General features: G+C 61.3%; 19 protein-coding genes. 11 read left to right on the top strand and 8 right to left on the bottom strand.

Features of this window, described 5'->3' with window-relative positions; genetic code table 11:
- The first annotated feature begins 126 nt into the window (after positions 1-126).
- From purH to rodA, 6 genes are all read left to right on the top strand, one after another.
- Complete coding sequence (gene purH, locus OIS53_RS11855) at positions 127-1,665, top strand: bifunctional phosphoribosylaminoimidazolecarboxamide formyltransferase/IMP cyclohydrolase (RefSeq protein ID WP_264678785.1); 1,539 nt, start codon at positions 127-129, stop codon at positions 1,663-1,665.
- A 315-nt stretch (positions 1,666-1,980) separates the two neighbouring features.
- Positions 1,981-3,006 carry a rod shape-determining protein gene (locus OIS53_RS11850; protein WP_264678784.1) on the top strand — a complete coding sequence of 342 codons (1,026 nt, stop codon included), beginning with the start codon at positions 1,981-1,983 and terminating at the stop codon, positions 3,004-3,006.
- A gap of 97 nt (positions 3,007-3,103) precedes the next feature.
- A complete protein-coding gene (gene mreC, locus OIS53_RS11845; protein ID WP_264678783.1) occupies positions 3,104-4,030 on the top strand; it encodes a rod shape-determining protein MreC in 927 nt (308 codons plus the stop codon).
- Positions 4,027-4,566 (top strand): hypothetical protein, encoded by a 540-nt coding sequence (locus tag OIS53_RS11840; protein ID WP_264678782.1) that lies wholly within the window; start codon positions 4,027-4,029, stop codon positions 4,564-4,566. The genes mreC and OIS53_RS11840 overlap by 4 nt, the downstream gene beginning before the upstream one ends.
- Before the next feature lie 508 nt (positions 4,567-5,074).
- Positions 5,075-6,913, top strand: a complete 1,839-nt coding sequence (gene mrdA, locus OIS53_RS11835; protein ID WP_264678781.1) for a penicillin-binding protein 2 — start codon at positions 5,075-5,077, stop codon at positions 6,911-6,913.
- Positions 6,914-7,004: 91 nt separating this feature from the next.
- The gene (gene rodA / locus OIS53_RS11830) at positions 7,005-8,303 is read left to right on the top strand and encodes a rod shape-determining protein RodA (protein ID WP_264678780.1); all 1,299 of its coding nucleotides are present in this window, start codon (positions 7,005-7,007) and stop codon (positions 8,301-8,303) included.
- Between the two features lie 264 nt (positions 8,304-8,567).
- Here rodA and OIS53_RS11825 read toward each other — a convergent pair whose 3' ends face one another.
- Entirely contained in the window at positions 8,568-9,731 is a 1,164-nt protein-coding gene (locus OIS53_RS11825; RefSeq protein WP_264678779.1) for a hypothetical protein, read from the bottom strand.
- Positions 9,732-9,765: 34 nt separating this feature from the next.
- Between OIS53_RS11825 and OIS53_RS11820 the strand changes: the two genes are divergently transcribed.
- The 4 genes from OIS53_RS11820 (at position 9,766) to recO (ending at position 14,250) form a co-directional block, all read left to right on the top strand.
- Positions 9,766-10,104, top strand: coding sequence for a (2Fe-2S)-binding protein (locus tag OIS53_RS11820; protein WP_264678778.1), 339 nt, complete (start codon positions 9,766-9,768; stop codon positions 10,102-10,104).
- Positions 10,105-10,372: 268 nt separating this feature from the next.
- On the top strand, positions 10,373-10,990 hold the full coding sequence (locus OIS53_RS11815; RefSeq protein WP_264678777.1) for a thymidine kinase: 618 nt from the start codon (positions 10,373-10,375) through the stop codon (positions 10,988-10,990).
- Positions 10,991-11,065: 75 nt separating this feature from the next.
- Positions 11,066-13,444 carry a type IX secretion system anionic LPS delivery protein PorZ gene (gene porZ / locus OIS53_RS11810; RefSeq protein WP_264678776.1) on the top strand — a complete coding sequence of 793 codons (2,379 nt, stop codon included), beginning with the start codon at positions 11,066-11,068 and terminating at the stop codon, positions 13,442-13,444.
- Positions 13,445-13,527: 83 nt separating this feature from the next.
- On the top strand, positions 13,528-14,250 hold the full coding sequence (gene recO / locus OIS53_RS11805; protein ID WP_264678775.1) for a DNA repair protein RecO: 723 nt from the start codon (positions 13,528-13,530) through the stop codon (positions 14,248-14,250).
- A gap of 173 nt (positions 14,251-14,423) precedes the next feature.
- Here the strand turns inward: recO and OIS53_RS11800 are convergent, their stop codons facing one another.
- The 6 genes from OIS53_RS11800 to OIS53_RS11775 all read right to left on the bottom strand — a co-directional run bounded on the left by OIS53_RS11800 (position 14,424) and on the right by OIS53_RS11775 (position 19,311).
- The gene (locus OIS53_RS11800) at positions 14,424-15,365 is read right to left on the bottom strand and encodes an FKBP-type peptidyl-prolyl cis-trans isomerase (protein WP_264678774.1); all 942 of its coding nucleotides are present in this window, start codon (positions 15,363-15,365) and stop codon (positions 14,424-14,426) included.
- Positions 15,366-15,482: 117 nt separating this feature from the next.
- Positions 15,483-15,944 carry an FKBP-type peptidyl-prolyl cis-trans isomerase gene (locus OIS53_RS11795; RefSeq protein WP_264678773.1) on the bottom strand — a complete coding sequence of 154 codons (462 nt, stop codon included), beginning with the start codon at positions 15,942-15,944 and terminating at the stop codon, positions 15,483-15,485.
- 31 nt (positions 15,945-15,975) lie between these two features.
- Positions 15,976-16,533 (bottom strand): FKBP-type peptidyl-prolyl cis-trans isomerase, encoded by a 558-nt coding sequence (locus OIS53_RS11790; RefSeq protein ID WP_264678772.1) that lies wholly within the window; start codon positions 16,531-16,533, stop codon positions 15,976-15,978.
- 51 nt (positions 16,534-16,584) lie between these two features.
- Positions 16,585-17,094 (bottom strand): FKBP-type peptidyl-prolyl cis-trans isomerase, encoded by a 510-nt coding sequence (locus tag OIS53_RS11785; RefSeq protein WP_264678771.1) that lies wholly within the window; start codon positions 17,092-17,094, stop codon positions 16,585-16,587.
- Between the two features lie 71 nt (positions 17,095-17,165).
- Complete coding sequence (locus OIS53_RS11780; RefSeq protein WP_264678770.1) at positions 17,166-18,221, bottom strand: FKBP-type peptidyl-prolyl cis-trans isomerase; 1,056 nt, start codon at positions 18,219-18,221, stop codon at positions 17,166-17,168.
- A 46-nt stretch (positions 18,222-18,267) separates the two neighbouring features.
- Positions 18,268-19,311 carry a DHH family phosphoesterase gene (locus tag OIS53_RS11775; protein WP_264678769.1) on the bottom strand — a complete coding sequence of 348 codons (1,044 nt, stop codon included), beginning with the start codon at positions 19,309-19,311 and terminating at the stop codon, positions 18,268-18,270.
- 527 nt (positions 19,312-19,838) lie between these two features.
- On the opposite strand from OIS53_RS11775, the gene OIS53_RS11770 reads away from it, so the two are divergent.
- A complete protein-coding gene (locus OIS53_RS11770) occupies positions 19,839-20,258 on the top strand; it encodes a nucleoside-diphosphate kinase (RefSeq protein WP_264678768.1) in 420 nt (139 codons plus the stop codon).
- Between the two features lie 188 nt (positions 20,259-20,446).
- Here the strand turns inward: OIS53_RS11770 and OIS53_RS11765 are convergent, their stop codons facing one another.
- On the bottom strand, positions 20,447-21,562 hold the full coding sequence (locus OIS53_RS11765) for an ATP-binding protein (protein WP_264678767.1): 1,116 nt from the start codon (positions 21,560-21,562) through the stop codon (positions 20,447-20,449).
- Between the last annotated feature and the right edge of the window lie 149 nt (positions 21,563-21,711).

Raw genomic sequence — 21,711 nt, 5'->3', positions numbered from 1 at the left:
GCCCATACTCTGTTTCTGAGCTTTTGAAACGGCTTCAACCAGATAACAATTCGGTAACATCCGCTGCATAGCCGGGCTGCTTACCTTCGCGGCCGGATTCGTTCTTTCACCCAACCTTCCTTCCGTATGCAGCCCCAGCCCATTCGCTCCGCCCTCGTTTCCGTCTACTATAAAGACCGGCTGGAGCCGTTGGTAGCATTGCTGAAGGAGCACGGTGTAACCATCTACTCCACGGGCGGCACCCAGCAATTTATTGAGGAGCAGGGCGCTCCGGTAACAGCCGTTGAAAGCCTGACTGGTTTTCCGGCCGTGTTTGGCGGGCGTGTCAAAACCCTGCACCCCAAGGTGTTCGGCGGCATCCTGCACCGCCGCCACGAAGCCGGCGACCTACAAGAAGCCGATCAGCACCAGATTCCGCCCATTGACCTGGTGATTGTGGACTTGTACCCGTTCGAGGAAACCGTAGCCTCGGGCGCTTCGGAGGCTGACGTAATTGAGAAAATCGACATCGGTGGCATCTCCCTGCTGCGGGCCGCGGCCAAAAACTACCGCGACGTGCTGGTGGTTAGCTCCCGCGACCAGTACGCGGCCGTAACCGAGCTACTGCAGGCTAAAGGCTGCGCCACCGACCTGGAGGACCGCCGCCACTACGCCGCCGCTGCCTTCGAGCAGACATCCCACTACGACACCCACATCTTCCGCTACCTGGCCCAGGGCACCGAGCTGGCCGGTGCCGCGCTCAAGCTCAGCGAGAAGCCTGCTACGCCCCTACGCTACGGCGAAAACCCCCACCAGCAAGGTACCTTCTACGGCGACTTGAACGCCCTGTTCGACCAGCTTCACGGCAAGCAGCTGAGCTACAACAACCTCGTGGACGTGGACGCGGCCGTGCTGCTCATGCAGGAGTTCGGGGCCGAGGGGCCGGCAGCCTGCGCTATTCTAAAGCACACCAACGCCTGCGGTGTAGCCCAGGCCGGCACCCTGCGCGAAGCCTACCTGAACGCCCTGAGCTGCGACTCGGTGTCGGCTTTCGGCGGGGTGATTATCGTGAACAAGCCCGTGGATGCCGCCACGGCCGAGGAGCTGAACAAGCTGTTTTTCGAGGTGCTGATTGCCCCGGAGTTTGAGGCCGCCGCCCTGCCAGTGCTGCAAAGCAAGAAAAACCGCATCCTGCTGCGCCAGAAGCCCGTGGCCTTCCCCACTAGGCAGGTGAAAACCCTACTCAACGGCCTCATCGAGCAGGACTTCGACCGGGCTATGGAAGGCGCCGCCGAGTTCCGCACCGTCACCGAGTCGGCCCCGACGGCTGAGGAAGTGGCAGCCTTGGAGTTTTCCCTGAAAGTGTGCAAGCACACCAAGAGCAACACCATCGTGCTAGCCACGGCCGGCCAGCTGTTGGCCTCCGGCGTGGGCCAAACCTCGAGGGTAGATGCCCTGCGCCAAGCCATTGAAAAAGCCCGAAGCTTCGGCTTCAATCTGCAAGGCGCCGTTATGGCCTCCGATGCCTTTTTTCCCTTCCCCGACTGCGTGGAAATTGCCGCCGAAGCTGGTATCCGGGCCGTGGTACAGCCCGGCGGCTCCATCAAAGACCAAGACAGCATCGACGCCTGCAACCGCCTGGGCCTGGCTATGGTGATGACCGGCGTGCGCCACTTCAAGCATTAGTGAGGTAATAAGGTGATGAGGTGACACGTGACACGTGACAGGTAACACGTCGGTCATGCTGAGCGGAGCCGGAGGCGAAGTCGAAGCATCTCTACCGCTGGCTAATTTTAATCGTGAGGACGAAGCGGGAGAGATGCTTCGGCAAGCTCAGCATGACTGTTCCTCTTGTCACCTGTCACCTCCTCACTATTCACCTCCTCACTATTCACCTCCTCACTATTCACCTCCTCACTACCTTCCCCTAAACTTGCGTACTTTTGCCCCACTTTTTTTGTGGGCGCAACCGGCCCAACCTCATTCACTTGTCGTCAACCCATGGGTTTTTTCAATTTTCTGACCAGCGACATTGCCATTGACCTGGGCACGGCCAATACGCTTATTATTCATAACGACAAGATTGTGGTGGACGAGCCCAGCATCATTGCCAAGGACCGGACCACCAATAAGGTAATTGCCGTGGGTCGTCAGGCGCAGCAGATGCACGAGAAAACCCACGACAACATCAAGACCATCCGCCCGCTCAAAGACGGCGTTATTGCCGATTTCCACGCCGCCGAGGAAATGATTAAGGGCATGATTAAGATGATTGACACGCGGACGCGGCTGTTTCAGCCCTCGCACCGCATGGTTATCTGCATTCCTTCGGGCATCACAGAAGTAGAAAAGCGCGCCGTGCGTGACTCCGCCGAGCACGCCGGGGCCAAGGAAGTCTGGATGATTCAGGAGCCCATGGCCGCTGCCATCGGCATCGGTATTGATGTGGAGCAGCCGGTGGGCTCTATGATTATCGACATTGGGGGCGGCACCACCGAAATTGCGGTAATTGCCCTGTCGGGTATCGTCTGCGACCAGTCAATCAAGACGGCCGGCGACGTGTTCAACCAGGACATTCTGGACTACATGCGCCGCCAGCACAACCTGCTGATCGGGGAACGAAGCGCCGAGCGCATCAAGATTGAAGTAGGCGCGGCCCTCACCGAACTAGAGCAAACGCCCGCCGACTTCGAGGTGCGAGGCCGTGACCTGATGACCGGCATCCCGAAGGTTATCAAGGTAACCTCCGCCGAAATTGCCATTGCTCTCGATAAGTCGGTGGCCAAAATCGAGGAAGCTGTACTTAAAGCCCTGGAAATCAGTCCGCCCGAGCTGTCGGCCGACATCTACGAGAACGGCATCCACCTCACCGGCGGGGGCGCCCTGCTCCGCGGCCTCGACAAGCGCCTGGCCGTGAAAACCAAGCTGCCCATCCACATTGCCGAAGACCCGCTGCGCGCCGTGGTGCGCGGCACCGGCGCCGCCATCAAAAACATTACCGCCTTCCGCAGCGTGCTGCTAACGTAAGTTTGGAAGTTAAAAAGTCGAGAAGTTTGGAAGTGACTGGTTTGCCGGAAAGCATCTGAACTTCTCAACTTTTTAACTTTTAAACCTTCTAACTTTCATGAGAAACCTGTTCGCCTTTCTGTTTCGCTACCGGGGCATCCTCGTGTTTGCGTTGCTGGAAGTGGCGAGCTTGTACTTGCTGGTGCGCAACAGCTCCTACCAGCGGGCGGCGTTTTTCAACTCGGCCAATGCCTACGTGGGACAGGTGCTCGACTGGCGCACCCAGGTGTACGACTATTTCCGGCTGGTGGAAGTAAACCGGGGGCTGATGCAGGAAAACGCCCGTCTGCGCCAGCAGCTCTACCGCCCCGACCTCAGTAATCGTGAAGCCCCCGTGCTGCCCGTAGCTCAGGACAGCCTCACCCAGGCCCGGCTGGCCCTCCTTGGCCGCCCCGATTCGCTGCTGCTGGGCCTGCGCCAGCTCCCGGCCCGCGACCCTGACTACCCCTTGATTCCGGCCCGCGTGGTCAATAACACCCTGCGCCGCGTGGATAACTACCTGACCCTGAACGTGGGCACTGTGGATGGCGTGCGGCCCGGCATGGGCGTGGTGGCTGCTGAGGGCGTGGTGGGCCGGGTGAAAGTGGCCTCGGAGCACTATACTACCGTCACGTCGATGCTGCACTCCAAGACCAACCTATCGGCCAAGATCCGCCGCGACGGAACGTTTGGCACGGTGCGCTGGCTGGGCGACGACCCCACCCACGCGCTACTGGACTACATTCCGCGCCAGAACAAGCTGGTGCGCGGCGACACCATCGTCACGTCGGGGTATAATGCTTTGTTTCCGGAGGGCGTTCTGGTGGGTACCGTGGATTCCTTCGTGAAAGAGCCTGACAAGAACTTCTGGACCGTGCGTATGCGCCTGGCCGTGGATTTCTCGCGCCTCACCCACGTGTATGTGGTAACCAGCCGCCCCAAAGCCGAGCGTGACACGGTGGAGGCGCGGGCCGGCCTGAAGCCGGAAGGGGAGGAGCGGCCATGAGGGGCGGAATCGTGGGTGTGCTCCTGGTGCAGCTGCTGCGCTTTGTGGTGTATGTGGGCCTCTACGTGTGGCTCATCAGCAGCAGCCCCTTTGTGCTGTTTGACCGGGGCTGGTGTCTGATTTACCTGGGTTTTATGCTGTTTTTGCCCATCACCACGCCCATTGTGGTGCAGCTGGTGCTGGGGTTCGTGACGGGCCTCACGCTGGACGTATTCTTCGACACCGGCGGGGTGCACGCCGCCGCTGCCGTGCTGCTCATGTACGTGCGCCCCTGGGTGCTGCGCCTGCTCACCCCCCGCGACGGGTACGACGCCCAGGACTCGGTGAACATCCACCAGATGGGCTGGCAGTGGACAATGGTGTACTTGCTGCTGCTGGTGGCCATGCACCACGCGGCGTTTTTTCTGCTGGAGCTGGGTAGCTTCCGAGTGGTGGGCCTCACGCTGACCAAAATCATTGCCAGTACCCTCTACACCACGTTAACGCTGCTGATTATTCAGCTGATTTTCTTCCCCACCCGGCGGCGCAACCGGTAGAAGCCGGTTCCTGGCGGCAGACTTGCCACCGTAGGTGGCGCGTCTGCTCGCCGGATAATGGGGCAAGTCTCCCGACTTGCGGCCGCACAGCGGCCATCAGGCGTAGGGGCCGTGTGGGTTAGCCACCTGCGCTAGAAGAATGTAACGCGAAGTTGTACTTCGCGACGCGTTAGAGCGTTGCCGCACGATTTCGTTCTGGCACGTCGCGAAGTACAACTTCGCGTTACATCTTTTGGCCGCACAACTAATCCAGACGGCGCAGTTCCGCATGGCCGCTGCGCGGCCGCAAGTCCGGAGATTTGCCCCAACTCCGGCGGGCAGACGCGCCAGCTCTGCTGGCTAAGTCTGCCGCCAGGGGTTGTCGCCGGCATGGGAAGCGTCAATCAGCAGGCTTCTTCATGGGATATGGCGCGTGGAGCAGTGGCAAGGTTGGGGGGTGAGGCCTGCGTTGTATCTTTGCCGGTCCAACAACAGGTTCGGAGCGTTTACTTCTTCAGCTTTTTCCGTTTTGCAATACCTCGAAGGCCGCAAGTACGTGGTTCAGGCCATTTTCCTGGCTGTGGCGCTGGTGTTTGCGGTACGTCTTTTTTATATCCAGGTGCTGGACGGCAGCTACAAGCTGGCCGCCGACCGCAACACGCTCCAGCGCATCGTGCAGGTGCCGTACCGGGGCCTGATTTACGACCGCAAAGGCCAGATTCTGGTGCAGAACACGCCCGTGTACGACCTGATGGTGGTGCCGCGCGAGGTGAAGCAACTCGACACGCTACGCTTCTGCCAGCTGCTGCAACTGCCCCTGGAAGAGGTGCGCGCCGGGCTCCAGGCCGCCAAAAAATTCAGCCGCGTCAAGGCCTCGCCGCTGGTGCAGAACCTGAGCACGCCAGAGCTGGCTGCCATTCAGGACAACCTGATTGACTTTCCCGGCTTCAGCATCAAGGCGCGCATGGCGCGGTCCTACAACACGCCCAACCTGGCCCACGCTCTGGGTTACGTGGGCTCCATACCGCCCGCCTTTCTCGAAAAACCGAAGTACGCCAAGTACCAGCCCGGCGACTTCTTGGGCATTACGGGGCTGGAGTCCTACTACGAAAGCCAGCTCATGGGCCGGCGCGGCGTGCAGTACCGCATGGTCAACGTGCGCGGCATAGAGAAGGGCGCTTTTCGGGGCGGGGAGTTTGATACGCTGTCGGTGGCCGGGCAGGACTTGCACCTGAGCATCGACTCGGAGCTACAGGCTTACGGGGAGCTGCTGATGCAGAACAAGCGCGGCTCCATTGTGGCCCTCGACCCCAAAACCGGCGAGATTCTGGCTTTTGTGTCGGCGCCGGCCTTTGAGCCGGCCACGCTGTCGGGCAAGGGCATGGGCAACCGCTACATGGCCCTGCTTCAGGACACGGCCAAGCCCTTGTTCAACCGCCCGCTCATGGCCACCTACCCGCCGGGCTCGGTGTTTAAGCTAGTAAACGAGCTGGTGGCTTTGCAAATGGGCGTGGTGACGCCCGCCACCGGCTTTGCCTGCAACCAGAAGCTGGTGCGCTGCACCCACCGCCACGAGTACCCCGGCCACGTGGGCATTGCCATCAAGCAGAGCTGCAACCCGTATTTCTACCAAGTGATGCGGGCAGCGGTGCTGCGCGGCCGCTCGGCCAACCGCTTCGAGGACGCCCGCCTGGGCCTGGGCGAGTGGCGCCGGCAGGTAATGAACTTCGGGCTGGGCGAAAAGCTGGGTGTGGACCTCTTGCAGGAGAAAAAAGGCCTGATTCCATCCCCTGATTTCTACGACAAACGCAACGGCTACCACCGCTGGAACTACCGCACGGTGTACTCTTTGAGCATCGGGCAGGGCGAAATTGGCATTACCGGCCTGCAAATGGCCAATATCATGGCCACCATTGCCAACCGCGGCCACTACTACACGCCCCACTTTGTGCGCAGCGTGGGCCAAAGCGGGCCGCTGCCCCAGTTTCGGGAGCGGCATACCGTGGGCGTGGACCCGCAGCACTTCGAGGCTATTATTCCGGGCATGCAGTCGGTGGTAGATGGGCGCGGCGGTACGGGCAACTACGCCAGTCTGCTGGAATTCGGCATTTCGGTGGCTGGCAAAACCGGCACCGTGCAAAACCCCCACGGCGACGACCACGCCACCTTCGCCGCCTTCGCCCCCGCCGACGACCCCCAGATTGCCATTGCCGTCTTCATCGAAAACGCCGGCTTCGGGGGCTCATCCGCCGCGCCCCTAGCTGCTTTGATGATGGAAAAATACCTGCGCGGCAACATCGCCCCCTGGCGCAAACGCTGGGAATACTGGCTCCAGGGCCCCGCCAGTCGGTTTGTAAAACGACATTAACTACCTGTCATTCCGAGCGGAGCGAGGAATCTGGGTTACCTGCAAGAAGCTACCCCAGATTCCTCGCTCCGCTCGGAATGACAAACACCCTATGCCATCCTCGCCCGCAAGATATTCCCGCAGCATCGACTGGGTAACGGTCCTGCTCTACCTGCTCATGGTGGGGCTGGGCTGGCTCAATGTGTACGCGGCCAGCTACTCGCCCGACGCGCCGGCTGACCCGTTGCGCAGCCTCAGCTTCCAGGAGCTGATGGCCTTCAACTGGTTCAAGCAAATACTCTGGATTGGGGCCGCCGTGGTACTGATTGTGGTGCTGCTCGTCGTCGATTATAAGGCCTACGATACGTTTGCGTTTGCGCTGTACGGGGGCATGATTCTGCTGCTCATTATCACGCCGTTTATTGCCCGGCCCATTGCCGGGTCCCGGTCGTGGCTGGAGCTGGGGCCCATGCGCCTGCAACCGGCCGAGTTTGCCAAGTTCGTCACGGCCCTGGCTGTGTCGCGCTACATGGCCAGCATCAACCTGCGCCAGCAAAACTTCCGCGACCAGCTGGTGCTGGCCGGCCTCACGCTGCTGCCGCCCCTGCTCATCCTGGCCGCCAACGAAACCGGCCAGGCCCTGGTGTTCGGGGCGTTTCTGCTGGCTTATTTCCGGGAGGGCATGTCGCCGCTGATCCTGCTGATCCTGGCCGCGGCGGGCATTATCCTTATTCTGGCCCTGCTGGTGCCCAAGCTGTGGCTGGCGGCGGCTTTTACCGTGCTGCTCGGGCTGGTGTTTCTCTTCAACCCCAAGGTGATACGCCACCACCTGCCCCTGTCGCTGAGCGTGTGGGCCGTGGTAATCGGGATGGTATTCGGGGTTGATTTCTTCTTCAACAACGTGCTCCAGCCCCACCAGCGCAAGCGCATCGAGGTGCTCATCAACCCCTCGGCCGATCCGCTGGGCGTGGGCTGGAACGTCACGCAGTCCAAAATTGCCATCGGCTCGGGTGGTTTGGCCGGCAAGGGCTTCCTGCAAGGCACTCAAACCAAGTTCGACTTTGTGCCCGAGCAAAGCACCGACTTCATCTTCTGCACCGTGGGCGAGGAATGGGGCTGGCTGGGTTCCATGGTCACCATCGTGCTGTTCGTGACCCTGCTGGCGCGCATCGTGTACGTGGCCGAGCGGCAGAAATCGGTGTTTGGGCGCACCTACGGCTACTGCGTGGCCAGCATCATCTTCTTTCACTTCTGCGTCAACATCGGCATGACCATCGGCCTGGCGCCCGTGGTGGGAATACCGCTGCCCTTCTTCAGCTACGGCGGCTCCTCACTGTGGTCCTTTACCGTGCTGCTGTTTATCCTGCTGGCCATCGACGCCTACCGCAAGCAGGATTTGGAGCGGTACTAGGTGAGCGGCAAGCCGTAAGCTTCAAGCCGCAAGCTGATGTTCTGGAACTTCCGCTAGGGTCTGGTACCAACTGTCCAAAAACAGTAAAAAAACCGTCCTGCTTCATCTGGCGTCCGCTTGCCGAAGCATCTCTACCGCTTCGTTCACACGATTGAGATTAGCCAGAGGTAGAGATGCTTCGACTGCGCCTCCGGCTCCGCTCAGCATGACGGGCTGGTATCAACTGTCCACACAGCCTAGAACAGCAGCTTGCCGCTCAACAACTCACGCAAACTTCCGGTCAATCAGCTTTAGCAGCTTGTTGACGTGCTCTTCCTTGCGGGTCCAGTTGTACTGGGAGGCCAGGCGGCCCGTCACGTACTGCTTCGCCGATTCGGCGTCGGGCAGGGTATCGAGGTGCTGAATGGCGGCGTGGTACTCCATGTTCTCGCCGTTGAACAGCTCGTTGATGAAGCTGAAGCGCTGGTTGATGGAAATGGCTTCGCGCAACGATTCCACCTTGGGCGCTTTTTCGGCCAGCATGGCGCCGGCCCGGTCCGGGCGCAGCGTTTCGCTGAGCGTGGGAGCGGCCGGCTGCTCGGCTTTCAACTTTTCGTATAAGGGCACCGTGGCGGGCGGCGCCGTGGCAGCAGCTACCGAAGCTGGCCCTACGGGCGCGACGGCCGCAGCGGCTGGCTGCACGGGCTCAGCCGCCGCCGGAACCGGAGTTGGCGCGGGCGCCGGAGTAGGGGCCGGAGCAGCGGGTGCCGCGGTAGTCGGTGCTGGCGCGGCAACCGTGGCGGGCTGGGGCGCGGCAGCTTCTTCGCTCAGGTCGGCTTCGGTGATGGGCAGCAGCACGTTGAACTGCGCCAGCAGCTCGGGCAGGGGCTGTAGCTCGGCAGCTTGGGTTTCCAGGTGCAGGCGGAAGCGGCTGGTCAGGTACTCCCGCTCCTGGGCCTGGCCGGCGGGCAGCAGGTCCACAAAGCCCTCAAACACCGGCTTGTTGAAGTCGAGGTAGCGCAGGCCTTCGCGCAGCTGCTCGGGTGTGGCGGTGGCTTGCTCGCCCACCAGCTTGCGCCCAAACGTGTCGGCCGGGTCGAGGGCGCCCAGCAGCGTGTCCTGGATGGCCGTGGCCAGCAGGGGCTCAAACGCGGGCCGCGTCAGCTTGATGCGCCTCGACAGCACGTTCATAAACTGGGTCAGGGCCTGGCGCACATCGGCATCCTCGAAATCGAAGTAGGGGCTGCGCAGACGGCTCATTTCGGCGGTCCACTTGCCCAGCAGCTGCTGCACCACAAACAGGTTTACCTGCCGAATGGGCGTAAAGCGCAGCACGGCCGGGCCGTCGAGCGTGGCTGTGGGCCGGGCCCCGAAGTGCTGGTCGCAGAGCAGGGCGGCCAGCAGGCGGCCGTATTGTTCACACTTGGCGTCGCTATATTTGGTCTTCATGGAAAGCCTGGTTCAACGGGCAATTTAGGCAAAGATGCCCACTCTAACCGTGCAAAACCTGCCCGCCGGGCCCATTTCGACGTCGGCCGGTGCCACGCTGCTGGCCAGCGTGCAGGCCGCCGGCCACGACTGGCTGCACGCCTGCGGAGGCCGGGGGCGCTGCACCACCTGCCGGGTAGAGGTGCTGCACGGCCCCGACCACCTAACGCCGCCCACCGAAGCCGAATTGCGCTACCGCGCCGCCGGCCGCCTCCTGCCCACCGAGCGCCTCACCTGCCAGGCCCGCCTGCTGCCCACCGCCGCCCCGGCCGCCGAAGTGGTGGTGCGCGTGCCCCGCGCCGTGCAGCTCCCGCACGTGCAGTACGGGCCGTAGCGCGCCAATCATTCGGGCTTCCCAGGGCTGAACTTCTGGCTATGCAGTGGCTTTGTCGAACTACTCTGCCTGGCCCAAAGCGGCAGCCCTTGGAGCTCAGGGGCCAGTCAAGCGGCGCGGGCGACGCGCGAGCTGCGCGCCGTAGTTCTAGGGCTGGGCAATCCGGTCAATCTGCACAATCTGTGCTGCTAAACTCGTACTTTCGGCTTCTGCATCGGCCGGTTCAGCTGGCCGCATCTTTCATTTACTCACTCCGCAGCTTGCCATTGTGTTTATAGAACCGCGCGTAGGAACGGGCCGCGACACAGCCCGCCGGGGCTGGCTTGAGGTTGTGTGCGGCTCCATGTTTTCGGGCAAAACCGAGGAGCTGATTCGCCGGCTCAACCGCGCCAAAATAGCCCGCCAGCGGGTCGAAATCTTCAAGCCCGCCCTCGACACCCGCTACCACCTGGAAGATGTGGTGTCGCACAACCAGAACAGTATCCGCTCCACGCCCGTGCCGGTGGCCCAGGAAATGCTGCTGCTGGCCAGCGGCTGCGACGTAGTAGGTATCGACGAGGCGCAGTTTTTCGACGAGTCGCTGGTGGATGTGTGCGTGCAGCTGGCCAACGGCGGCACCCGCGTCATCGTGGCCGGCCTCGATATGGACTTCCAGGGCCGCCCCTTCGGCCCCATGCCGGCCCTGATGGCTGTGGCTGAGTTCGTGACCAAGGTGCACGCCATCTGCGTGTGCTGCGGCGAAATTGCCTCCTATTCCTTCCGTGTCGCGGCTTCCGAAGACAAAATTCTGCTCGGCGAAACCGACGCCTACGAGGCCCGCTGCCGCTACTGCTTCCAGGAAGGCATGAAGGGGAAAGAAGTGAGAATACTAGACCTGAGACGATGAGAAGTGAGACCTGAGACGATGTTTCGGTAACCATGCTGTCAGCACGAAGTCTCACTTCTCCTATCTTACTGTCTCATGTCTAATCACCTCTCACTTCTCATGCCTCACTTCCGCCGCTGTTCCTGGGTGCTGCTTGCGTGCTTGCTGCTGCTAACCAGCCCGGCTGGGGCGCAGTCGGCGGGCGGAGTGGGCTTCGGCGACTGGCAGCTTCACCTGCCTACCAACCGCGCCACGGCCCTGGCCGAAGCGGGCAGCCGCGTGTACGTGGCCACGGCCGACGCCTTTTTCTACTACGACAAGGAGCTGAACACCACCCGCCTGCTGTCCCGCCGCGACGGACTCTCGGACGTGGGCGTAAGTGCGCTGGCCTACGACTCGGTAGGGCAGCAGCTGGTGGTGGCCTACCGCAACACCAACCTCGACCTGCTGCGCCTGGGCAGCGGCGAGGCGCAGGTGCGCAACCTTACCGACATTCTGCGCAAGGAAATCAGCGGCAGCAAGGTTATCAACCACATCCACCTCAACGGGCGCCTAGCCTACCTGGCCACCAGCTTCGGCATTGTGGTGTTGGATGTGGCCCGCCTGGAAATCCGCGACACCTACACCAACATCGGGCCGGGCGGCACGGTGGTGCGGGCCTACGCCACGGCCGTAGCGGGCGGGTTTCTGCTGGCGGCCACCTCCAACGGCCTCATGCGAGCCCGCCTCACCAGCAACCTGCTCGACTTCCGCTCCTGGACCACCGACCTGCCCGCCCGCCCCAACGACCCCTACCGCACCCTGGCCGTGCAGGACGGCCGCGTGTTTGCCGGCGTCAGCGGCGACAAGCTCTACCGCTTCGACCCCGCCGCGCCGGCCCTGGGCTGGCAGGCGGTGAGCGGGGCGCCCACGGGCGCCGAGTACCGGCAGCTCACGGCCTCGCGCGCCGGCCTGCTTCTCACCACCAACCAGCCCCAGCTGACGGTGCTGAATCCGGCTTCAGGTGCCGTGGTAGCCACGTTGCGGCCGGCCCTGCTCCAAGACCCACGCGCCGCCCTGCGGGGCCGTGAAGGAGCATTTTATGTAGCCGATTTCCGTAATGGGCTACTGAAAATCCAGAATCAACAGGCCGAGCAGTTTACGACCAACGCTCCGGCGCGGGCCCAGAACTTCAGCGTGCTGGCCGATGCTCGCACCAACTCCGTCACGGTGTTTTCGGGTGGCTACTCCGACCGGTACTTGCAGCGCGGACTGCGGGAAGGGTTTTCGACGTTTCAGAACGGGCAGTGGACCACCGTGAATGCCACGCTGCCCGCCGGGCAGTACCCCAACCTGCTGGACGTGTCGCGCGGGGTGCGCACCCCGGACGGCACGCTCTACGTGGCCAGCTACGGCAACGGCCTGCTGGAGTGGAAAGGGCCCGGCGCGTTCCGGCTGTTCAACCCCACCACCGGCCAGCCCAACCCCTTGCGCAGCGCCATTGCCGACCCCAATTTTACCCGCGTAACCGACCTGGCCGCCACCCCCGACGGCGACGTGTGGGTGGTGAACCGCCATCAGGTAGCCGGGCAGTCGGGGCTGTTCGTGTTTAGTCCGGTGGCGGGCACGTGGCGCACGGTGCCCTACTTCGGCGGCAGCGAAAACCTCGACCGGATTGCCCTCGACGAAGCCGGCAACGCCTGGGTTTCGCGGGCGCGGGCGCCTGGCGGCACCCAGCTGGGCATGGTGGCTTTGCGCACCGAGGACAACACGGTGCGCTCTTTTTCGGAAGCCGACGGGCTGCCCTCCGGCGAGGTGTACAAAGTGGTGAAAGACCGGCGCGGCGACATCTGGGTAGCCACGCTCAAAGGTCCGGCCGTGTTCAACGACCCGCTTAGTGCCTTCGACCCCGGCCTCGGCCTGGGCTTCCGGGCGCCCATCGTGCGGCGCGGCGACGGCACCGGCTTCCCGGCCCTGGTGGGCGAGGCCGTGCGGACGCTGGCCGTGGATGGCGGCAACCGCAAATGGTTTGGGACCGACCGGGGCCTGTGGCTGTTCAACGAGGATGGCGACGAAGCCCTGCGCCACTTCACCGCCGCCAACAGCCCGCTACCCTCCGACCGTATCGTGGATGTGGCCGTGAACGACCGCACCGGCGAGGTGTTCGTGGTGACGGATGCCGGCGTGGTCAGCTACCGCGGCGACGCCACCGTGACCGAAGGCAAGCCCAGCTGCGCCAAGGTGGCGCCCAACCCGGTGCGCACTAATTTCACTGGTCAAGTGGGCATTTCGGGCCTGGCCAATAACGGCATCGTCAAAATCACCGACGTGACGGGCAAGCTCGTGTACGAAACCCGCGCCAACGGTGGCACCGTCACCTGGAACCTGGCCGACTACAACGGCCGCCGGGTGCAGTCGGGCGTGTACCTGGTGCTGTCCTCGGACCAGGACGGCAAAAACCCGTGCATCAGTAAGGTGGCCGTGGTCGAAAAGTAACGCGAAGCTTCGCGGTACAGCGGGAATGGGTAGCATCACGGTTGTGTTACACGAGTCTCCGTCTTCATTTCCTTTCTGCGTCTATGCTCATCAAGACCCGCGGTATTGTTCTGAACTTTATCCGCTACCGCGAAACCAGCATTATTGCGCGCGTGTACACCGAGCGGCTTGGCTTGCAGAGCTACATCGTGAATGGAGTGCGCAAAGCCAAGCCTCCCGGACGCATTGCCTTGTTTCAGCCGTTTACGCTGCTCGATCTGGTGGCCTATACCTCGCGCCAGGGCGGCATCACGCGCCTCTCGGAGTACCGCTGCTCCGAGCCGTTTCGGTCCTTACCCTACGACGTGCGCAAGAGCAGCGTGGCCCTGTTCCTGTCCGAAATCGTGAGCCGGGTGCTGCTCGAAGAAGAGGAAAATGCCCCGCTGTTCACCTTCCTGCACGACTCCATGCTGGCCTTCGACCGGCAGCAGGACGGCTTCGAGAACTTCGCCCTCACCTTCTTGCTGCAGCTCAGCCACTACCTCGGCTTCGGGCCCGAAACCGGAGAGCAGATAACCTCGCAGGTGGCGTTTGCCACCGACGTGCCCGGCGCCACGGCGGGTAGCGGCCCCACGGCCCTGCGGTTTCAGGAGTTTGAGCAGCACTTTGATGCCCTGCTGCGCACTCCCGCCACGGCCACCATCCCCAACGGCCGCGTCCGCCGCGAGCTGCTGGGCGTGCTCATCCGCTACTACCAGCTCCACGTAGAGCGCCTCGGCGACGTCCGTTCCCTGGCCGTCCTGTCCGAAGTGCTGGCCGAGCTGTAAGCCTCCGCGCGCTGCATTGCAAGCATGTGGCGCATCAAGCCAGTAAAGTGCCCGCAGGAAGACGTAGCCAATCCGTACTCTCCTGACTGGTTTCTACTGATATGCTGCCCCGCCAGGTCTGTTGTCTACGAATCGAATCCGTGCCCGCGAGAACAACGTCTTACCTCTCACTTCTACTTCACAGCTACCAGCTCCACATCGAAGCGCAGGATGGAGTGGGGCGGAACCTGGGGGCCGGCGCCGCGGGGGCCGTAGGCTAGGCCCGATGGAATCAGCAGAATGGCTTTGCTGCCTTGTTTGAGGGAAGCCACGCCCTCATCCCAGCCCCGAATAACCTGCCCCCGGCCCACCGGAAACGACACCGGCTGGTTGCCGTGCTGCTCCGAGGAGTCGATGAGCTTCCCATTGAGCAACAGCCCCTTGTAAAGCACCGACACGGTTTGGCCCGGCTGGGGCTGAGGGCCGGTGCCGGCCTTGGTTACCACGTAGTAGACGCCGCCGGGCGTTTTCTGGGCGTTGAGCTTGTTTTTCAGCAAGTAGTCTTGCAGCGCCTTATCGTCCTGAACCCGCTGCTGGGCGGCTTGCTGGCGCTGCTGCTCCTGGCGGGCCTTTTGTTGCTGCTGCACTTCCTGCTGAGCCTGCTCCCGAGTTTGCAGCTTCACGGCTTTGGCCAGTACCGTTACGGTGGGCCCGGCCCGGCGCACGTAGGCCGGCACCCGCTGGCGAAAGGACTTAGTGAATAGCGTATCAGCGTTGAGGCGAAACACGGCCGAGTCGCCGGGCTGGAGCAGGGACACCGCTTCTTCCAGGCCGCCCTTGCTGCGGAGGGGCGCTAGTGCCAGGCGCACCGGCTGCTTCTGCTGACGCGTGCGCAGCAGCACCGAGTCCTTGGCGGTGCGGTATTCCAGGTGCAAGACCATAAACTTGCCCACCTGGCTTTGGTAGGCCGGGTTGCCCGCGGCACTTACCTCGGGGCGTCGCACGTAGCGGCCGTTTTCCATCCGAAACACGCGGTACTCCAGCCCCGAAGCCAGCCGGTCGAATCCTGTGCTACTCTGAAAGGCAGTCAGCCCCACACTTATTCCTACTGTCCACAAGCCCCGAGCTAGTTTCATCTAAGTAGAATAAAATTATGTTTTAATATAAATGTAGAGAGTATTCTGCATGGGGCAGCTACCAACACCAATAAAAAACCGGCCGCTACTCAGGTAGCGGCCGGTAAGGCAGTATCATCAGCGGACTTCCACCACCTCTAATTCAAACAGTAAGTCAGTGTTGGGCGGCACAAGGTAGCGGCTGTCGTCGTCGGGGTCACGCACACCAGTAGGCCCGTAAGCCAGGTGGGCCGGAATCCAGACCCGGGCGCGGCTGCCCGGTGGCAGGAGCAGCAACACCTCGTCCCAGCCCTTGATGACCTCGCCCCGGCCGGCGCGCACTTTCAGCGGGCCGCCCTGCTTCACCGAAGCGTCGAACAGGCGGCCATCGGGCAGAAAGCCGGTGTAATGAACCCGCACCCGGTCGCCGGCACGGGCCGGCTGGCCGCTGCCTGGCTGCCGCACCAGGTAGCGCAGGCCCGAAGCCGTAGCCGTGGCCCGCGCCAGCAACGTATCGGTGGGCAGGGGAGGAGTGGCAGCCGGCAGCTGGGTTTGGGCTTGGGCTGCTCCGGCAGGCCAAGCGCTCAGCCACACGGCCACACCGCTAAAGAAAAGCAGCCGAGGCAGCAGCCTATTGTACATTAATAACTTCTATATCGTATAACAGAGGCGTAAAAACCGGGACAATGCCATAAGGCTGGGCACCATACGCCAAGTGCGACGGAATCAGTAGAATTTTCCGGTCACCTCTTTTCATCAGTAGAATAGCCTCCTGCCAGCCTGCACGAGCTACTGGGTCTGATTGATTGCCAGCAGTGAACGTGTAGCATCCGCAAGCTTGGCGGCTATTACTGGAAGATTCGAAAACAGTGTTTTCGTTTGACTCACCAATCAAGCGGCCAACATAATTGACAGTTACAAGTTGGCCTTTCTTTATTTTCTCCGTTACGCTGGTATTCTCTGCCAGCGGCACCAGATACAGCCCCGACTCGGTGCGAGTATAATTGGTGATGTTGCGCCGTTTTAGGTAGGCCTGGATAGCGGTGTCGTCGGCTTGTTTAGCAGCCTCTTCCTGCTTGCGTAGCTCTTTGGTGTAGTCAGACTCTTTATTACAGGCCGAAAGTCCGAAACCAGTGGCCAGGGCCAAGGCAAGTAAAGTTGGGCGAAAAAAAGAAGGCAGGTTTTTCATATGCTCAGAAAGCTACGGCAGGCTGGAATCAGCTGCCAAGCAGTAGAATGATTATTTGAAGTCTACCAGTTCCACATCGAAGCGCAACACGGCGTTAGGAGGAATGCGGCTCGCGCCCGTAGAGCCATACGCCAAGCCAGACGGAATCAGGAGAATGGCTTTTTCGCCTTTGGTCAGCAGCGCAAAGCCTTCGTCCCAGCCTTTGATTACCCCGCCTTTGCCCAGCGCGAAGGAATAAGGAGCCGGAATAGCGGTGTTCTGGTCAAACACGTTGCCGTCAAGCGTCATGCCCTTATAACGAGCCGACACCGTCTGGCCTTCCGTGGGCCGTGTGGTGCCGGTGCCGGGTTGGGTGCGGACCAGGTACAGCCCAGACGCCTGACGCTCGGCCCCGGTCAGGTTGTTGTCCTTGATATAGGCCTGAATGATGCTTTCATCACGGCTGGCGTAGTCAACTTCTTCCTCTTCCTTTTTGCAGGAGGAAAAAATGGCCGTTGCCAAAAACAGCAAAACCAGAGCGAAATGGCGGAAGTAAATAGGTTTCATACGTCGGTGAATCATACCCCGAAGATACGCAAACTCCCGGCCCGGTTGCACCGGGCCGGGAGTTTGACGGTAATAGGGCAGCCGGCTTATTTGCCTTGCTGCTGTTGCTGCATTTGCTGGAGCTGCTCCAGCTGGCGCTGAATGTCGGCCTGGCTGGGCTGGGGCTGGGCGGGCTGGTTTTTCACGTCTACCAGCTCCACGTCGAAGCGCAGGATGGCGTCGGCGGGGATGTCGGCGCCGGCGCCGCGCATGCCGTAGGCCAGCGACGAAGGCACCAGCAGAATGCCCTTGGAGCCTTTCGTGAACTGGGCAATGCCCTTGTCCCAGCCCGGAATCACCTGGCCCTGGCCAATTGGAAACTCAAACGGCTTGTTGCCCATCTTCTCCGACGAGTCGAACACCTTGCCGTCGAGCAGCATGCCTTTGTAGAGCACCGATACAATCTGGCCCGGTTTGGGCTTGGCGCCGGTGCCCGGCTTGGTTACGGCGTAGTAGATGCCGGAAGTGTCTTTCTGAACCGTCAGGTTGTTTTTCTTGATGTAGTCCTGCAACAGCACGTCGTCTTTCCGGAGCTGCTGTTTGGCGTGGGCCGCCATTTTCTGCTGCTGCTCTACCTGCATCTTCTGCACGTCCGCCATGGCCTCGTCGCGGGTTTGGATCTTATCCACTTTCACGAACATGGTCATGGTTTTGCCGGCTTTCTTCATAAACGGCGGCACGGGCTGGCGGAACGACTTGGCAAACACCGAGTCCACGTTGAAGCGGAACACGGCCGAGTCGCCGGGCTGGAGCAGGCTGATGGCTTCTTCGAGGCCCCCGCGCTGGGGTTTGCGCACGGTATCCAGCGGAATGCGTACCGGGAAGCCCAACTGCTGCTTGCGGGAGTTAAAGAGAATTGAATCTTTGCCCGTGCGGTACTCCACGTGCAGGGCCATAATCTTACCAATCCGGTCTTTGTAGGCCGGGTCGCCCTCGGCGCTTATGGTGCGGGCGTCGTACTTGCCCTTGCCGGTACCCTTAAATAGTTTGTATTCGATACCCGACTTGGTCTTGGCGAAGTCGCCCGCGCCTTTGTTACAGGAGGCCAGGCCCAGCACGCCGGCAGCCAAGGCCAGGCGCAAAAAGTTGCGTTGAAGGAGCATGAAAGGGAGTTGGGTTAAGACAGAATGGGCGCCAAGTTACACCGAATTATACCGACGGTGGCGCAACGGCCAGCGGAGCCGTAACCAGCTGGGTCTGGTACTGCGGCAGCAGGCTCAGGAAGCGTTCCACGGTGACGTTGAGCGGGTCGTAGCTGATGCCGCCGGAGGCGTTGTGGTGGCCGCCGCCCTCAAAGTGGCGCCGGGCAAACTCGCTCACCGAGAAGTCGCCCACCGAGCGGAAGGAAATCTTGATGGCCTGGGTCCGGTCGATGAGCACCGCCGCAAACACGATGCCCTCAATGCTGAGGGCGAAGTTGACGAGGCCCTCGGTGTCGCCGGTTTTGGAGTGGTACTGGCGCAGCTCGTCGGCCGTAATGGCAATGTAGGCCGTGTTGTACTCGCGCAGCACGGTAAGCTTGTCTTTCAGCACGAAGCCTAGAAAGCGCAGGCGCTCCTCGGAGTGGGAGTCGTAGATGCGGCGGTGCACCGAGCTGAGGTCGATGCCGGCATTGAGCAGCTCGGCAATAATTAGGTGCACGTTGCGCGAGGTGCTGGGGTGGCGAAACGAGCCTGTATCGGTCATAATGCCGGCGTACAAACACTCGCCGATGCCGGTGTCAATCAGACTTTGGTCGCCCAGGTCGCGGATGACTTCAAATACCAGCTCGGCCGTAGCGGCAGCGCGGGAGTTGGAGAAGTCGAGGTCGGCAAACTGCTCGGGCTCCTCGTGGTGGTCGATGAGCACCTTGGTGCCGGGGGCCTGGCGCACGTAGGTGCCCAGCTCGTTGATGCGGCCCAGGCAGGAAAAATCGAGGCAAAACAGCACCTCCGCCGTCCCGATGATTTCCCGGACCTGGGCGTCGTTCTGCTGCGGGTCGTAGACAATCACCTCGTCGTTGCCGGGCATCCAGGCCAGAAAACTCGGGTAGTCGGATGGCGTAACGACCGTAACCGAGTGGCCTTTCTTGCGCAGGTAGCCGGCCAGGCCGAGCGAAGAGCCCAAGGCATCGGCGTCGGGCTTGTGATGCGTGGTGATGAATACCTGTCGGGGTTGCGCCAGCAGCTCCTTCAGCTCAGATAGTGTGGACATTGCCTACGGGGTAGGTGACTGAAATTCGGTCGTTTAGGCCGCGTACAAAGGCGGCAAAAGTCGGAAATATTCTGTCATCCAACAACACAACCGTTAGAAAGGTGCGCGGAAGGCAATGGGTTTGGAATGTAGTTGGAATGTGAGAAATGTGATTAGAATGTGCGGAATGTGGAAAATGTGGTGCAGGTGGAAATGCGGCATCCTGACCTAGCATCCGGGCAGTGAAGGGGCTTGAAGCTATTCAGAAGTCACCAGCCCGTCCTGCTGAGCGGAGCCGAAGCATCTCTCCCGCTTCGTCTGCACGATTGAGATTAGCCAGAGGTAGAGATGCTTCGACAGGAGGCGGACGCCAGATGAAGCAGGACGGGCTGGTGACTTCCTAAACAGCCTCATTTTCACATTCCGCACATTCCAACCACATTCCGCGCATTCTAATCACATTCTAACCGCGTTTCTCGCATTCTACCTCTACTTTTGCGGCCGCAAACAGCTGCTTTCAACTCAACTTAACCCATAGACGACTCCGCATGGCCACGAACCGCACGTTCACAATGATCAAGCCCGATGCCACTCAGGAAAACCACATTGGTGGCATCCTGCACATGATTGAGGAAGGTGGCTTCCGCATCGTAGCCCTCAAGAAAACGCGCCTGACCGAAGAGCGGGCCGGCCAGTTTTACGCCGTACACAAGGAGCGTCCCTTCTTCGGCGACCTGGTACAGTATATGTCGTCGGGCCCCATTGTGGCCGCTATTCTGGAGAAAGACAACGCCGTGGCCGACTTCCGCACCTTGATTGGCGCCACCAACCCGGCCCAAGCTGCCGAAGGCACTATCCGAAAGAAGTATGCCAAAAGCATCGAGGCCAACGCTGTGCACGGCTCCGACTCCGACGAAAATGCCCAAATCGAAGGCAGCTTCTTCTTCACCGCCGATGAGCAGTTTTAGGTGAAGAAGTGAGAGGTGAGACGTTGTTCTAGTCTGACAAAACTGAGCTACTAGAACAAAATCTCACTTCTCACCTCTCACCATCTCATGTCTAATTACAACAAAACCCGCCGTACGCAGTGTACGGCGGGTTTTTTGTATGCTTTGTATAGACTGATTTTAGACCAGTTTTATACTAAACTTAAACTTTAGCGGCTGAAACCGATGCGAGTGCTAACGGCAGAAGAGTCGAAGCGCGGGGCGTCGCGGTTGTAGATGTCGGCCAGGGCCAGGGGGCTGGTAACGGGCTCGGTTTGGCCGAGGGAGGTGGCCAGGGCCTGGGCTTTGTCCTGGGCCAAGGGCTGAAAATGGTAGGCTGCAATAAGGCGGCCTTTGCGCAGCAGGGCGCTGTCGATGCGGGCCAGATCGGTGTTGAAGGTGCACACAATCTGGATGTGGAAGCAGTCGGCCAGTAGGCCGTCGGAGAGGTTAAGCAGGTTGCTGACGGCACTGCCGCCCCGGCCGCCGTCGCGCTTGAGCAGCAACTCCTCGGCGTCTTCAATGAGCAGCACCGAGTTGGTGTTATCGTGCAGCAGGTTGATAAACTCCGGGTCGGCGATGCGCGCGGCCAGGTTGGGCGGAATGAACAGCTTGGGCTTGTCGGTGAGGCCGCAGAGGTGGCGGATGTAGCTGGTTTTGCCCGTGCCTGGCTGCCCGTGCAAAATCACAATGCCCTTGTCCTGGGGCTGGCGCAGACGATGCACAATGGTATCGTGCACGGGCAGCAGGTCGTCGTTGTAGTGGCTGCTCAGGTCCAGCTCCGGAATCTTGATGCTCAGGGGCGTAAACTCCAGGTCGTTGAAGGCCAGGCGCAGCACATGGATGCGGTGGCGCTCCTGCTCACCCACATCCAGCAAGCCCTGCAAGATGCCCGTCACGCGGGCTAGCTCGTCCGGGTCGGTTTCGGGGGAGTAGAACACAAAGGCGCCTCGGTCGCCGTAGCCGCTCCGGTCGCCGAAGAGCAGCAGCAGTTCCGGGGCCAGCAGCAGGGCCGTAGTCAGGGTTTCGGGGCCCTCGCCGGCCTTTTCATAGGACTGCGTGTGCACCACGGTGGCCGCGTCGAGGTCGTAGTGCGGGGCCAGCTGCTCCAGCAGGGTCTGGCGAGCCTCCTTGCCGGCCAGCTGGAAGTTGAGGCGGCGCGGCAGCTTGCCGTAGCACTGGTAGAAATAGCTGACTGGCTGGAAATAAAACGCCGTATCAAACATGGGCGCCAGGCCCGGAACAGCAGCAGGTGAAGAAACGATAGAAGAATAATTTTTCAACATGGTAAAGCTTTCTGCATAGATAGAGAAAAACGGTGAGTCGCTTGGTATTCGTCGTTTCACCCCTGCATAAAGCAAAACGGAGGGTATACAATGCCCGGAGCAGCTTCACAATGGCTCAAGCAGGGCACGTTTGGCTTGTACCAAGGGCG

It is taken from the genome of Hymenobacter sp. YIM 151500-1 (assembly GCF_025979885.1).
GTDB lineage: Bacteria > Bacteroidota > Bacteroidia > Cytophagales > Hymenobacteraceae > Hymenobacter.
This window is presented reverse-complemented; position numbering and strand designations above follow the sequence as displayed.

Coding starts and splice junctions, on each gene's coding strand:
- purH (WP_264678785.1), top strand. CDS start 127: ATGCAGCCCCAGCCCATTCGCTCCGCCCTCGTTTCCGTCTACTATAAA.
- OIS53_RS11850 (WP_264678784.1), top strand. CDS start 1,981: ATGGGTTTTTTCAATTTTCTGACCAGCGACATTGCCATTGACCTGGGC.
- mreC (WP_264678783.1), top strand. CDS start 3,104: ATGAGAAACCTGTTCGCCTTTCTGTTTCGCTACCGGGGCATCCTCGTG.
- OIS53_RS11840 (WP_264678782.1), top strand. CDS start 4,027: ATGAGGGGCGGAATCGTGGGTGTGCTCCTGGTGCAGCTGCTGCGCTTT.
- rodA (WP_264678780.1), top strand. CDS start 7,005: ATGCCATCCTCGCCCGCAAGATATTCCCGCAGCATCGACTGGGTAACG.
- OIS53_RS11825 (WP_264678779.1), bottom strand. CDS start 9,731: ATGAAGACCAAATATAGCGACGCCAAGTGTGAACAATACGGCCGCCTG.
- OIS53_RS11820 (WP_264678778.1), top strand. CDS start 9,766: ATGCCCACTCTAACCGTGCAAAACCTGCCCGCCGGGCCCATTTCGACG.
- porZ (WP_264678776.1), top strand. CDS start 11,066: ATGTCTAATCACCTCTCACTTCTCATGCCTCACTTCCGCCGCTGTTCC.
- recO (WP_264678775.1), top strand. CDS start 13,528: ATGCTCATCAAGACCCGCGGTATTGTTCTGAACTTTATCCGCTACCGC.
- OIS53_RS11800 (WP_264678774.1), bottom strand. CDS start 15,365: ATGAAACTAGCTCGGGGCTTGTGGACAGTAGGAATAAGTGTGGGGCTG.
- OIS53_RS11790 (WP_264678772.1), bottom strand. CDS start 16,533: ATGAAAAACCTGCCTTCTTTTTTTCGCCCAACTTTACTTGCCTTGGCC.
- OIS53_RS11785 (WP_264678771.1), bottom strand. CDS start 17,094: ATGATTCACCGACGTATGAAACCTATTTACTTCCGCCATTTCGCTCTG.
- OIS53_RS11780 (WP_264678770.1), bottom strand. CDS start 18,221: ATGCTCCTTCAACGCAACTTTTTGCGCCTGGCCTTGGCTGCCGGCGTG.
- OIS53_RS11775 (WP_264678769.1), bottom strand. CDS start 19,311: ATGTCCACACTATCTGAGCTGAAGGAGCTGCTGGCGCAACCCCGACAG.
- OIS53_RS11770 (WP_264678768.1), top strand. CDS start 19,839: ATGGCCACGAACCGCACGTTCACAATGATCAAGCCCGATGCCACTCAG.
- OIS53_RS11765 (WP_264678767.1), bottom strand. CDS start 21,562: ATGTTGAAAAATTATTCTTCTATCGTTTCTTCACCTGCTGCTGTTCCG.